This is a genomic window from Maricaulis salignorans (assembly GCF_900103475.1).
Lineage (GTDB): Bacteria > Pseudomonadota > Alphaproteobacteria > Caulobacterales > Maricaulaceae > Maricaulis > Maricaulis salignorans.
On record NZ_FNHG01000007.1, the window covers coordinates 51800 to 64894 of the forward strand.

13 protein-coding genes are annotated in these 13095 nt (G+C 64.3%); 7 read left to right on the forward strand and 6 right to left on the reverse strand.

Annotated elements, in window-relative coordinates:
* The first annotated feature begins 16 nt into the window (after positions 1 to 16).
* Positions 17 to 1081, forward strand: coding sequence for an A/G-specific adenine glycosylase (mutY, locus tag BLT42_RS07445; RefSeq protein ID WP_091769209.1), 1065 nt, complete (start codon positions 17 to 19; stop codon positions 1079 to 1081).
* Between the two features lie 13 nt (positions 1082 to 1094).
* Here the strand turns inward: mutY and BLT42_RS07450 are convergent, their stop codons facing one another.
* The 4 genes from BLT42_RS07450 to BLT42_RS07465 form a co-directional block, all read right to left on the reverse strand.
* Positions 1095 to 2174 (reverse strand): site-specific DNA-methyltransferase, encoded by a 1080-nt coding sequence (locus tag BLT42_RS07450; protein WP_091769211.1) that lies wholly within the window; start codon positions 2172 to 2174, stop codon positions 1095 to 1097.
* Between the two features lie 124 nt (positions 2175 to 2298).
* Positions 2299 to 2898, reverse strand: coding sequence for a ribonuclease HII (locus tag BLT42_RS07455; RefSeq protein ID WP_091769384.1), 600 nt, complete (start codon positions 2896 to 2898; stop codon positions 2299 to 2301).
* A gap of 62 nt (positions 2899 to 2960) precedes the next feature.
* Positions 2961 to 4067, reverse strand: a complete 1107-nt coding sequence (locus BLT42_RS07460; RefSeq protein WP_091769214.1) for a PA0069 family radical SAM protein — start codon at positions 4065 to 4067, stop codon at positions 2961 to 2963.
* A 104-nt stretch (positions 4068 to 4171) separates the two neighbouring features.
* Entirely contained in the window at positions 4172 to 4999 is an 828-nt protein-coding gene (locus tag BLT42_RS07465; protein ID WP_233342377.1) for a uracil-DNA glycosylase, read from the reverse strand.
* 165 nt (positions 5000 to 5164) lie between these two features.
* Here BLT42_RS07465 and BLT42_RS07470 point away from each other — a divergent pair, with 165 nt between their 5' ends.
* The 4 genes from BLT42_RS07470 to BLT42_RS07485 are packed head-to-tail and all read left to right on the forward strand — an operon-like array spanning position 5165 to position 10455.
* Positions 5165 to 6838 (forward strand): electron transfer flavoprotein-ubiquinone oxidoreductase, encoded by a 1674-nt coding sequence (locus tag BLT42_RS07470; RefSeq protein ID WP_091769218.1) that lies wholly within the window; start codon positions 5165 to 5167, stop codon positions 6836 to 6838.
* A gap of 53 nt (positions 6839 to 6891) precedes the next feature.
* On the forward strand, positions 6892 to 8583 hold the full coding sequence (locus BLT42_RS07475; RefSeq protein ID WP_091769222.1) for a tetratricopeptide repeat protein: 1692 nt from the start codon (positions 6892 to 6894) through the stop codon (positions 8581 to 8583).
* Entirely contained in the window at positions 8580 to 9452 is an 873-nt protein-coding gene (locus tag BLT42_RS07480; RefSeq protein ID WP_233342378.1) for a 4-(cytidine 5'-diphospho)-2-C-methyl-D-erythritol kinase, read from the forward strand. The genes BLT42_RS07475 and BLT42_RS07480 overlap by 4 nt, the downstream gene beginning before the upstream one ends.
* Positions 9445 to 10455 carry a glycosyltransferase family 4 protein gene (locus BLT42_RS07485; protein WP_176780292.1) on the forward strand — a complete coding sequence of 337 codons (1011 nt, stop codon included), beginning with the start codon at positions 9445 to 9447 and terminating at the stop codon, positions 10453 to 10455. Before BLT42_RS07480 ends, BLT42_RS07485 begins: the two co-directional genes overlap by 8 nt.
* An 8-nt stretch (positions 10456 to 10463) precedes the next feature.
* On the opposite strand, the gene BLT42_RS07490 is transcribed toward BLT42_RS07485, so the two are convergent.
* Entirely contained in the window at positions 10464 to 11459 is a 996-nt protein-coding gene (locus BLT42_RS07490) for a polyprenyl synthetase family protein (RefSeq protein WP_091769227.1), read from the reverse strand.
* A gap of 146 nt (positions 11460 to 11605) precedes the next feature.
* Here BLT42_RS07490 and BLT42_RS07495 point away from each other — a divergent pair, with 146 nt between their 5' ends.
* Complete coding sequence (locus tag BLT42_RS07495) at positions 11606 to 11821, forward strand: putative signal transducing protein (protein WP_091769230.1); 216 nt, start codon at positions 11606 to 11608, stop codon at positions 11819 to 11821.
* Positions 11818 to 12552: a tRNA1(Val) (adenine(37)-N6)-methyltransferase gene (locus tag BLT42_RS07500; protein WP_091769233.1), complete on the forward strand. Its 735-nt coding sequence runs from the start codon at positions 11818 to 11820 to the stop codon at positions 12550 to 12552. The genes BLT42_RS07495 and BLT42_RS07500 overlap by 4 nt, the downstream gene beginning before the upstream one ends.
* On the opposite strand, the gene BLT42_RS07505 is transcribed toward BLT42_RS07500, so the two are convergent.
* Entirely contained in the window at positions 12549 to 12998 is a 450-nt protein-coding gene (locus BLT42_RS07505) for a VOC family protein (protein WP_091769236.1), read from the reverse strand. The two genes, BLT42_RS07500 and BLT42_RS07505, sit on opposite strands and share 4 nt — an antisense overlap.
* Between the last annotated feature and the right edge of the window lie 97 nt (positions 12999 to 13095).

The window sequence follows — 13095 nt, forward strand, 5'->3', positions numbered from 1 at the left end:
GCAAGTTACGGAACATATGGCCGCGCCGACGAAAATCACCGCTCTGCGCCAGGCCTTGCTCGACTGGTATGATCGCGAAGGCCGCACTTTGCCCTGGCGTCTGCGTCCGGAGGACCGGCGCGCGGGGCGGGTGGCTGATCCCTATGCGGTCTGGCTGTCGGAAATCATGCTGCAGCAGACCACTGTGCCGCATGCGACGCCCTATTGGTTCCGCTTCCTGGAATTATGGCCGACGGTCGGGGATCTGGCGGCTGCGCCGCGCGAGGATGTGATGCGCGAATGGGCCGGTCTGGGCTATTATGCCCGCGCCCGGAACCTGCATGCCTGCGCTATAGAAGTCAGCCAGCAATTGAACGGCAGGTTTCCCGCAGAGCTGCAGCCACTTCGCGCCCTGCCTGGGATAGGCGAATACACAGCCAACGCAATTCTCGCTGCCGCCTTCGACAAACCGGCCAGCGTCGTTGATGGCAATGTCGAACGCGTCCTGACCCGCTTCTACCGCATCGAAACCGCGATGCCGAAAGCCAAGCCGGAAATCCGCAAGCTCGCGGGCGAGCTGGCCGACCCTGACAGGCCTGGCGATTACGCCCAGGCGATCATGGATCTGGGCGCCACGATCTGCACGCCGCGCAGTCCCGATTGCGAGGCTTGTCCCTGGGCTTTCGCCTGCCAGGGCCGGGCCCGCGGCGATATGCTCAATTATCCGAAAAAGCTCAAGAAAATCGCCCGCCCCATCCGCCATGGCACGGCCTGGCTGGTGCGCCGCCAGGGCCGGGTCTGGTTGCGGCAACGCGCCGACACGGGCTTGCTTGGCGGCATGATGGAAGTGCCCTCAAGCGAGTGGGGCGAAGCCGGGGTGGCGGGCGATCCGCCCTTCGAGGCAGCATGGGAGGATCGCGGCGAAATCCGCCATGTTTTCACGCATTTCGAGTTGCGCCTGAGTGTCCGTGAAGCCGAAGCCGGCCCGGGCTGGGAACCTCGAGAAGGTATTTGGGCCGAAGACAATGCCCTGCAGGATCACGCCCTCCCGAGCGTGATGCACAAGGTCGTGTCACGGCGCAAACCCGCCAGCGAGCGCTAGTTTTCCACCCGAGTCAGTTTTCCAGGGTGGCCCGCACCTCGGCCCGCATCACATCGATCGGGGCCAGGCCCTGCTTGGTGCGGATATGCCAATAAGTCCAGCCATTACAAGATGGTGCGCTCTGGATCTGGGCGCCGACCTGGTGGATCGAGCCGGAGCGTTCGCCGGCAATGATCGAGCCGTCAGCCCGGACACGCGCCGTGTGGCGGCCCTTGGGGCAGTAAAGCGTATCGCCCGGCTTCACCATGCCGCGCTCGACCAGCGTGCCGAAGGGGATGCGTGTCTGGGCGCGCGGAGACTGGGTCACACACATCGCATCGCGGCTGGCCGGCTGGATTTCTGCGAGGCGGGCGCGGGCGACTTTGAGATATTCGGCATCGCGTTCAATGCCGATATAATGGCGCCCGAGCCGCTTGGCGGCAGCACCTGTGGTGCCGGTGCCGAAGAAGGGATCGAGCACGACATCGCCCGGATTCGTAGTCGAGAGCAGGACGCGGTGGAGCAGGGATTCCGGCTTTTGCGTCGGATGCGCCTTCTTGCCGTCATCGCCCTTGAGGCGTTCGCCGCCGGAACAGATCGGCAAAGACCAGTCGGAACGCATCTGCACGCCGTCATTGAGGGCTTTCATTGCCGCGTAATTGAAGGTCGGACGGCCGTCCTTGGTCTTGGCAGCCCAGATCAGGGTCTCGTGCGCATTGGTAAAGCGCGTGCCCTTGAAATTCGGCATCGGATTGGTCTTGCGCCAGATAATGTCATTGAGGACCCAGAAGCCGGCGTCCTGCAAGATCCCGCCGACGCGGAAGATATTGTGATAGCTGCCGATCACCCAGATGGCGCCATTCGGCTTGAGCACGCGGCGCGCCTGCTCCATCCACTGCCAGGTGAAGAGATCATAATCGTCGAAACCGCCGATCTGGTCCCAGTCATTATCGACCGCATCAACCTTGGAATTGTCGGGACGGTGAAGATCGCCGCCGAGCTGGAGATTATAGGGCGGATCGGCGAAGACGAGATCGACGCTGGCATCGGGAAGCGATTTCATCACTTCGACGCATTCGCCTTCCAGAATCTGATCAATCGAGGACTTCACCATAACGCACCACTCCACTCGTCTGCATGAGGGGCAGTTCTCAGCCCTTCAGGCCTAACGGGTCGTTAAGCACGAATCAAGTTATCCACATGGAGTCCGGATTTGCCCGTCGAGTCCGATTCTGCGTCTAGCGGTTTTCGAGGGCGGCGCGGACCGGCGCATAGCTGAAACGGTGAATCGGGCAAGGGCCGAGCGCGATCAGGGCGTTGCGGTGAGTGGCGCTGGGATAGCCCTTGTGCCCTTCAAATCCGTAGCCGGGAAAACGCAGCGCCGCGCGCAGCATCAAATCGTCGCGGACCGTCTTGGCAATGATCGAGGCGGCGCCAATTGCCGCTTCCGAAGCATCGCCCTTGATGATCGCCTCGGCGCTGCAGGGCAGGCCATGCGGCACACGATTGCCGTCGATCAGGATGTGGCCAGGCGTGAAGGGCAGATTGCGCACGGCCCGCGCCATGGCGGTCATGGTCGCCTGAAGAATGTTGAGCCGGTCAATTTCCTCCGGCTCGGCAATGCCGACCCCGACCCAGGCGAATTGCCGGATCTGCAGCGCCAGGCCGGCGCGTCGCTTTTCGGAGATCACTTTGGAATCGCCGAGGCCGGCGATCGGGCGGGCCGGGTCAAGGATCACGGCCGCGGCCACAACCGGGCCGGCAAGCGGGCCACGCCCGGCTTCATCGACGCCGGCAATAAGGATGCGCGGGGCAGGACGGGTAAAAAGGTCGGACATGGCAGCAGCCATAGCCATTGCCTGCCTGCACCGCAATCAGGGCCAGCAATCAAGAGCCGGACCTAGAACAGGCTCGGCTGCACCGCCGTGCCAAGCGGCCGTTCAAAACCGGCAAAGTCGGGCACGGGCCGTGCGCCATCGAGGCCGCTTCGCTTCACTGCAGCGCGGAAGCGCGCCGCGATCAGTTCGGCATAGGGCCCGGTGCCGCGGCCGCGTGTGCCCCAGCTGGCATCATAATCCTTGCCGCCGCGCATCTGGCGCAGCAGTGACAGGACGCGTGCCGCGCTGTCGGGACGTTTATCGGCGAGCCAGTCACGGAACAGGTCCTTGATCTCCAATGGCAGGCGCAAGAGCACATAGCCGGCCCGGCGGGCTCCAGCGGCCGCTGCTGTGTCCAGAAGTGCCTCTATCTCGTGATCATTGAGACCGGGTATGACCGGCGCCATCATCACCGTCACCGGAATGCCGGCCTCGCTCAGCCCTTTGATGGTTTCCAGCCGCCGGTGCGGCGCGGCGGCGCGTGGCTCCAGATCCCGGGCCAGCTTGCGGTCCAGCGTGGTCAGCGAAATCGCGCCGGAAACAAGCCCGGCGCGGGCCATCGGCGCAAGAATGTCGAGATCGCGCAGCACCAGGGCCGATTTGGTGATGAAGCTGACGGGATGTTTGTAGCGGGCGAAAACCTTGAGAATCTCCCGCGTTGTCTCCAGCTTGCGCTCCAGCGGCTGCCAGGCATCGGTATTGGCCCCGATCATGATCGGGCGCGGCCGATAGCCCGGCTTGTTGAAGGCCGCTTCCAGCAGGGCGGCAGCATCGGGCTTGGAAAAGATCACGCTCTCAAAATCGAGCCCCGGCGAATAGCCGAGAAAGGCGTGGCTCGGCCGGGCATAGCAGTAGACACAGCCATGCTCGCAACCGCGATAGGTATTGATCGACTGGTCGAAGGAAATATCTGGCGAATTATTGGTCGCGATGATCGAGCGCGAGGTGTCTTTCAGAACAATCGTCGCCAGCGTGGGCGGAGTCGCATCACCATCGCTCCAGCCATCATCGAAAGCCTCGCGGCTCGTCGCTTCGAACCGCCCGGAAAGGTTTGACCGAGCGCCTCGACCCCGGGGCGGCGGGGTCTGGATTGGGGCATTCAGGGCGTAGCCTCCTGGGCGCTCGGTCATGCGAAAGAGTATGTCTCAGGCTCAGAACAAATCAAGAACAAAAAGTGCAATAGGGCGAGTTTTCCGCGTTCGTGAGCGAGGGAGGGCGTCTCATTGGCGCGGTGTCAGCCTTCCAGCCGCTTGGCCAGCATCAGCATGTCCTGCCAGACGAAGCGTTTTTCCGTCGGGCGGCGCAGCAGGTAGGCCGGGTGGAATGTGGGCAGGGCCGGGATGGTTGTGCCGGTTGGCTCGCCGGCAGCGTCGCGCAGCCGGTAATCGGCCCACTGGCCACGCAGTTTGGTGATGCTCTCGCTGGCCCCGAGCAGTGATTGCGCAGCAATGCCGCCGCCGAGAACGAGGATGTCCGGCTTGATCAGCGCGATGTGTCGCTCGATGAAGGGCAGGCAGGTCGCGATCTCGTCCTGGGTCGGGCTGCGATTGCCCGGCGGGCGCCAATTGATGACATTGGTCAGATAGAGCTGGTCCGGTGCCAGGCCGATTGAGGCGAAGATCCGGTCGAGCAGATGCCCGGCGGGACCGACAAAGGGCTGGCCCTCCATATCCTCGTCCCGGCCCGGCGCTTCGCCGATCATCATGATTTTTGCCGCCGGATTGCCGCGCGCAAACACGGTATTGCGCGCCGTATTGCGCAGCGGGCAGCCGTGAAATCCTTCAATCGCCGTGCGCAGGGCGTCCAGCGTGTCCGCCTTGCCCGCCAGTTCGCGGGCGCTCGGGCCCTCATTGCCGGCATCGCCAAAGCCGGCAGCCTTGGCCGAGGCCGCGGTTGCGGCTGCGGGGCGGCGCTCGCTGGCGCCGGTTTCCCTGGCGCCGGTCTGGGCCGGCGCGGCCTTCGGTGTCAGGGGCGCGCGCGGCCGTACGATCGGCTCATCCAGCGGAATCCCGGCATCCTCCCACCAGGCGAGCAATGCCTTGAGAGCTTTTTCGTCCTGCACGGTAAGCGGAGAAGTGGAAATGGTCAGACCTTACGTGAACGTCAACGTCACAAAACTTCTGTCCCGGCGCGGCAAGCGCTGGAAGCGGGCGCAATCCTAAGCTATGACCGGATACCCGCAAGCCGGATATGTGTTGAATCCGAAGAGACAAGAGGTCGCCGCCCGATGACTGATACCGCAATCGAACGCGAATCCATGGATTATGACGTTGTCATCGTTGGGGGTGGGCCGGCTGGCCTGTCCGCTGCGATCCGTCTGAAACAGCTCGCGGCCGAAGCCGGGACCGAGGTCTCGATCGCCGTGCTGGAAAAGGGTGCCGAGATCGGTGCCCATATTCTCTCCGGCGCCGTGGTTGACCCGAAGGCGCTCAACGAGCTGCTGCCCGACTGGAAGAATATGGGCGCGCCGATCAATGACGCGGTGAAGGCCGATATATTCGAGATATTGGGCCATCACGGTTCGATCAGCCTGCCGACCATCTTCTTCCCGCCGCTGATGAGCAATCATGGCTGTCACATTGTCTCGCTGGGGAATGTTTGCCGCTGGCTCGGCGAGCAGGCTGAAGCCCTCGGGGTCGAGATCTATCCCGGCTTCCCGGCCGCCTCGCTGGTCGAGGAAGGCGGTGTGATCAAGGGCGTGGTCACCGGTGATTTCGGAGTCGCGCGGGATGGTTCCCACAAGGATGGCTATCAGCCCGGCATGGAATTGCGCGGCAAATACACGCTGATCGGCGAGGGCGTGCGTGGTTCGCTGGCCAAGCAGTTGATCGAACGCTTCGACCTCTCCGCCGGCAAGGAGCCGCAGAAATTCGGCATCGGCCTGAAAGAACTGTGGCGCGTGAAGCCGGAGAACCACAAGCCCGGCATGGTGAAACACACCATGGGCTGGCCGCTCGACGGCAAGACCGGCGGTGGCTCCTTCATGTATCACTATGGCGAGAACCTGGTCTCGATCGGTTTCGTCGTTCACCTCAATTACAAGAATCCCTATCTCTCGCCCTTCGAGGAATTCCAGCGTCTCAAGACGCACCCCGCGATCAGCGATATTCTCAAGGGCGGCGAACGCCTGTCCTATGGCGCCCGTGCCATCACCGAGGGTGGTTATCAATCGGTGCCGAAACTCGCCTTCCCGGGCGGCGCGCTGATTGGCTGTTCGGCCGGCTTCGTCAATGTGCCGCGCATCAAGGGCAGCCATAACGCCATGAAGACCGGCATGCTGGCTGCGGAAGCCGCCTTTGCCGCGATCCAGTCGGGCCGCGCCCATGATGAGCTCGTCGAATACCAGAGCGCCTACGAGAATTCCTGGGTCGCACGTGACCTCAAGCGCGTTCGCAATGTCAAACCGCTCTGGTCAAAATTCGGCACCCTGTTTGGCGTCATGTTTGGCGGTATCGATATGTGGTGCAACACGCTGTTTGGCGGCTGGTCACCCTTCGGCACGATGGGGCATGGCAAGAGTGATGCGGCCAGTCTCGAGCCGGCTGCGCAGCACAAGCCGATCGCCTACCCCAAACCCGATGGTGTGCTGACCTTCGACCGCCTGTCCTCGGTCTTCATCTCCAACACCAATCATGAGGAGGACCAGCCGGTTCACCTCAAGGTCGCCGATCTGGCGCTGCAGACGGCTTCGGAGCTGGAGGAATTCGCCGGCCCGTCGACCCGTTATTGCCCGGCGGGCGTCTATGAGTGGATCAAGGATGAGACCAGCGGCGAGGAGCGTTTCCAGATCAACGCCCAGAACTGCGTCCACTGCAAGACCTGCGACATCAAGGACCCGAACCAGAATATCAACTGGACGACGCCCGAGGGCGGTGGTGGCCCGATGTACGCCAATATGTAGGCCACAAGTGTTGGGCCCTTGCACGAGGGCCTGCGGAGAGCGAGCATGACGCCATGATCAAAACCTTGCGCGTCCTGCCGCTTTTTCTTGCCGTTTTCGCGATGGCATCCTGTGCCACAACGCCCGATGACGAGTCGACGGCCTACGGGGCCTTCCTGGCGGCACGTCATGCCGGGGTGAACCGGGATGCCCAGCGCGCTGCCGATTATTATGCCGAAGCGCTGCGCCTGATGCCCGGCGATGTGGTCCTGACGGATCGCGCCTATATCACGGCAATCCTGGCCGGTGAGATGGAGCGCGCCGTGCCCCTGGCGATGGCCAGTACGGCATCCGGCGATCCGAGCCGGCTGGCCGGCCTCTACCTGGTCGCCGACCAGATCCATGCCCGCCGTTACGCGCAAGCGCTCGACACGCTGCACAATGCACCCGACTACGGCCCGTTCAACACTTTCCTTGCCCAGATCTGGACCCAGTGGGCCCTGCTGGGCAGCGGGGCTGCCGATGAGGCGCTGAGCGGTGCCGAAAACCTGGCGGCGCCGGGTTTCCTCTCCCCTTTCATCCCGATCCATCGCGCCATGCTGTTCGAGGCCGCTGACCGGATTGAGGACGCAGACGGCGCCTATCAGGCGGCGGTTTTTGCCTCGCCTTTCCCGCGCATGGCGACGGAGCTCTATGGCAGTTTCCTCGAGCGGCAAGGCCGGCCCGACGATGCCACCGCACTCTACCAGGCATATCTTGAGGGCAATCCGCTCGATGCCACGATCCGCCTCGCAATTGACCGCGCCAGCACTCGCGGCCGCGCGCCACGGCGCCCGAGCGTGGCGCAATTTGCCGCCCGTTCGGCCTTCGGACCGGCGGCGAGCCTGGCGGCGCAGGCGGATATCGACCTGGCCGTCATCTATCTGCGTATGTTGCAGCGGCTCGATCCGGACGAGGCCTCAATCCGCGTCATGCTCGGCGAAACCCTGCAGCGCATCAACCTGCCCGAACTGGCCCTGGTGGAATATGCCGCGGTTCCGGCGGGTCCGTTCCGGACCTCCGCGGAGATTGACCGGATCTGGCTGATGGCGCGGCTCGGCAATCTGGACCCGGCGACCGCGTCGGCGCAGCAACTGGTTGAGCAGACCGGCGAAACCGAAGCGCGCCTGATCCTGGCCGATCTGTTGCGGGTGCAGAACCGGTGCGGCGAGGCTGCCGAACTCTATCGCGGCGTTATTGTTGATCGGCATGCGGCGGGCCAGCCCGACGACTGGCGCCATTATTATTTCCGCGCCGCCTGTCTGTATGGCGATGAGGACTGGGCGGTCGCGGAGGCGGCCTATCTTGAGGCCCTCGAAGTGGCTCCGAATGAGCCGCAAATTCTCAATGATCTTGGATATTTGTGGATTGATCACGGGGTCAATATCTCGCGCGCCTTTGACATGGTGTCACGCGCTGCCGAGCTGGAGCCGGAACAGGGCAATATCATCGACAGCCTCGGCTGGGCGCATTATCGGCTGGGCCAATACGAGGCCGCGGTCAGCGAGCTGGAGCGTGCCGCAGCGCTCGATCCGGGCAATGCGACAATCAATTACCATCTCGGCGATGCCTATTGGCAGGTCGGACGCCGGCTTGAAGCGGGTTTCCAGTGGCGCCGGACGCTCGATCTCGAGCCCGACGACACTGAGCGGGAAGGCCTCGCTGTGCGCCTGCAATCGGGTGTGCCTGCTGGCGACTCCGTTCCGATCGAGGTCGATAACCCGTGACTGGCAGCGATATCGTCGAACGCGCCGCGGCCAAGGTCAATCTGACCCTGCGGGTCGGGCGCGCGCGTGCGGACGGCTATCATCCGCTCGACAGCCTCGTCCTGTTTGCCGATTGGGGCGATGCGATCAGTGTACAGGCGGCTCCCGGACTGACGCTCACGATGTCCGGCGAGGCTTCGCGGGCCTTGGCGAGCGAGCCATCCAATCTGGTTCTGCGCGCTGCCCGGGCCTTGCAGGTCACGGCCGGACTGCAGACCGGGGCGGCGATCCATCTGGAAAAACTGATCCCGGTTTCGGCCGGTCTCGGCGGCGGTTCGGCCGATGCGGCGGCTACATTGCGGGCGCTGAACCGGCTTTGGCGATTGGACTGGCCGACCGAAAAGCTGGCGCAGCTGGCGCTTGAACTGGGGGCGGATGTGCCCGCCTGCCTGTATTCACGGCCCCTGAGAATGCGCGGAATTGGTGAATGGATTGAGATGCTTGGCGATGTTCCGCCGCTTTTCGCGGTGATCGTCAACGCCGGAATCCCGGTCTCGACTGCAGATGTTTTCAAGGCCTTCGATGCCGGTGATCCGCAGCCCCTGATCGAGTCTGCGCCCGATCTGGACGCCTTGCCTGACTGGCTTGCCGGCGAGCCCAATGATTTGCAATCGGCGGCGATTTCTGTGGCGCCGGATATCGCCCGGACGCTGGAATTGATCGCCGCGACGGGCCGGCCGAGCCTGGTGCGTATGTCCGGGTCCGGGGCCAGTTGTTTCGGGCTTTACAACAGCTTGTATGAAGCGATGCAGGCGGCTGGCCTGTTGCGGGCGGCGCTTCCGGACTGGACGATTGTGCCGGCGCGGCTGGGGGAGGGTGGTGATGCGTGAAATCCTGCCCCTGATTGCGGCCTTTGCGACGGCATTGCTGCTCGGCTGGGCGATGCGGCGGGCGGGGATTATTGACCGTCCCAATGCGCGTTCCAATCATGAGCGGCCGACACCGCGTGGTGGTGGATTGGGGATTTTGGCGGGGTTTTTCATAGCCTTGGCCCTGATGCCACAGACTTCACCGGCGAGCGGAGCGATGCTGGCGGGGTTGGCCCTGTGCGGGGGTGTTGCCGGTCTGATCGGGCTGCTCGACGATCTTTTCACCCTGTCGGAAACGCTCAAATTCATCATTCTGGCCGCCGTCAGCCTTGCCCTGGCAGGGATTGCCGGACCTGTCCTGCACCTTGCCGTAAGCCTGCCATGGATTATCGGTCTGGCTGGCACTGGCCTATGGGTGTTTACCTGCAGCAATGCCGTAAACTTCATGGATGGCTCGGACGGGCTGATTGCCGCCTGCCTGATCCCGGCCTGCCTCGTGCTCGCAACGGCTGGCGGCGGTGATATTGCGATGGCCAGCCTGGCGCTGGCCGCGGCCCTGGCCGGGTTTGCCGTCTGGAATGCGCCGCTGCTGCGGGCGCGCGGGACGCTGTTCGCCGGCGATGCCGGTGCGCTGGGGGCCTCGGTCCTGTTCGCCGGGCTGGCGCTGCGCTGGGCGGCGACGGGGCCGGACGGAACGGTGTGGCTGGCCGCGCTGCTGATCCTGCCCCTGCTCGGCGATGTCCTGTTGACGATGGCGGCGCGGGCCCGGGCCGGACGCCGCCTGTTCGCCCCGCACCGGGCGCATGCCTATCAACTTCTGATCCGGATGGGCTGGAGCCATCGGCGTGTGGCGGCCATGTGGGCCGCGCTGAGCCTGGCCTGCGGCGCGCTGGTTCTGGTCGGCGCCGCTGGGCCGGAGGGGTTGAAAATTGGCGTCTTCGTGATCGGTGTGGCCGGCTTCACGATTATCCATCGCATCGTGCGCAAGCGCGCCGCTGCGGCCGGTGAGGACATCACCCGATAAGCTGAAAATCAGTGGGCGCGGGTGACGACGAAGCTGGCCAGCGCTTCCAGGGCGAGGCGCCATTCATTGGCCGGGAAGATCGCGAGCGCCTGGCGCGCCTTGGCGGCCCGGTTATGGGCCGCTTCAATGGTCGCCTCGATGGCCTTGTGTTCGCGCATATAGGCCAGGGCGGTCTCGAAATCGCCGTCGTGCTGGTCGAGCTGACCGATCACCCGATCCCAGAAAGCGCGCTGTTCGTCATCGGCGGAGAGTATGCTCAGTGCGACGGGCAGGGTCACCTTGCCTTCGCGGAAATCATCGCCGACCGATTTGCCCAGCTTGGCCGCGGCGCCGTCATAATCAAGCGCATCATCGACCAGCTGGAAGGCGAGGCCGAGTTCGCGGCCATAGGTTTCCAGCGCCTTTTCCTCGACGATGGGCCGGGCCGCGACAATGCCGGCGACCTGGGCGGCGGCGGCGAACAGGGCGGCGGTCTTGGCGTCGATGATCTCGAGATAGGTTTCAACCGAAACGCCGGTATCCTTGACGGCGGCGAGCTGGCGCACTTCGCCTTCGGCAATCGTCGAGGCGGCGGCGGAGAGCACGCCGAGTGCTTTCATCGAGCCGGCTTCGACCATCAGGGAGAAGGAGCGCGCAAACAGGAAATCACCGACCAGTACGCTCGAGGCATTGCCCCAGACCAGATTGGCAGCAGCCTTGCCGCGCCGCATGCCGCTCTCATCGACGACATCATCATGCAGCAGGGTGGCGGTGTGGATGAATTCAACAGCGGCGGCGAGCTTGATCGGCGCCTCGTCGCGGCAGCCAATCATATTGGCCGCGGCAATCGTGATCATCGGGCGCACGCGTTTGCCGCCGGCCTCGATCAGATAACGCGCTAGTTCGGGGATCAGGGTCACATGGCTCTGCAGACGATCGAGAATCAGCGCATCGACCCGGCGCATATCGTCGAAAGCGAGCGTGGCGAGGCGCTCGGCGGCGTTAAGCTCTGCCGGTTCGGGCATGGGAGCCGTCGCTTTCACTTTCACAATGCTGTCCACGCCTGGAGTTTCCCTTGAAGCTCGTAGAAACCTGATGACAATAGAAATCCCCGCCATGCCCGGCAAGCGGCCTTGTCGGTGGCAATTCAGCACAGGAGTTCGTGCCCGATATGAAAGAGGTCCTGAGAACCAATGATCCGGTGCGGCTGTCCTACGCGCAAAGCCTGCTGAATGATGCGGGAATTGAGGGGGTTGTGCTCGATGAAGGCATGTCGACCCTGTATGGAGGCGGTCTGCCTTTCATCAAGCGGCGGCTGATGGTGGTCGATGAAGACGAGGCCGAGGCGCTGCGTTTGCTCGCCGAAGCCTTGCCGGAGGAAGAATGAACGAGACCACGCTTGATCGCCTGCTCGACGGCCGGGTGGAATTGCGCCAGTCGGCGCGGGGCTATCGCGCCGGGATGGATGCCGTCCTGCTGGCCGCCAGTCTCTGTGCGAAGCCGGGCGAATTGCTGGTTGAATTTGGCTGCGGGCCCGGTGCGGCCCTGCTGTGTGCGGCGCAGCGCATGCCGGGCAATAGTTTTCTCGGCCTGGAAATCGACCCGGACGCGGTCGAGCTGGCAACGCAGAATATCGCCGCCAACCGGCTGGGCGATCGGGTGAGGGTGCGCCAGGGCGATATCGCCGCGCCGATGGGCGCGCTGAGGGCCGCCCAGGTTTTCTTCAATCCACCCTATTTCGACGACCCCAGGGCGCTGCGCCTGCCCAAGGCGGAGAAACAACGCGCCTGGCTGGCCGGTGATGTGCCGCTGGCCGACTGGGTCGGGGCTGCGGCGCGCCTGCTTGAACCGAAAGGGCGGGTGACGCTGATCCACCGCGCCGATGCACTTGGCGATATCCTGGCCGCGCTGGCCCCGCGCTTCGGCTCGGTCGTGGTCCGCCCCATTCATCCCCGCGCCGACCGTCCGGCCAAGCGCGTGCTGGTCACGGCCCGGCTCGGCGGCAAGGCGCCGCTGGTCATTCTGCCCGCCCTGATGATGCATGATGAAGGTGAGGCCGCCCATACCGCCGAAGCCGACGCGATCATGCGCGGCGAGGCCGTGGTGACGATGGTCTAGGGCGTCTCGCCGGGCTCGACCGTGGGCTGATAGAGAATAATGCCGACGCCGCTGGGGTCGGTGAGATAGAGATAGGTCAGGCCCCAGGGGCGCGGTTCCGGCCCCTCGCTCGGCCAGAGATCGCCGATGCGCGCCTGTTCGGCATAGACATCGTCCACCGCGATCTGGATCGAGACGCCGGCGGGATCGGGCGCGCCTGCAACATCGCCCAGTTCGAGCTGGCCGCCGCCAGGGACATTGAATATCACGCCGCGATCCCCCTCATCGGACCAGGCCTCCTCGACGGGCAAGGCCAGCACCTCGCGATAGAAGGCGTCCATGGCGCCGAATTCATCCGTATCGATGCGGATCTTCAGGCCGGCCGGATTGTCGGCGCTGGCCGGCGCGGGCAGGAGCGCGCCAGCGAGGAGGAGGGTGGAGATGATGGCGGGGAGGATGGGGGACAAAATCTGGCCTTTCCGGCACGCATTCATGGTTTGAGCCGCTCCTGCGGTGTGGCGCAGGCCGGTGGTCACTGTCTCGAGCCGGCGGAAAATATACCCG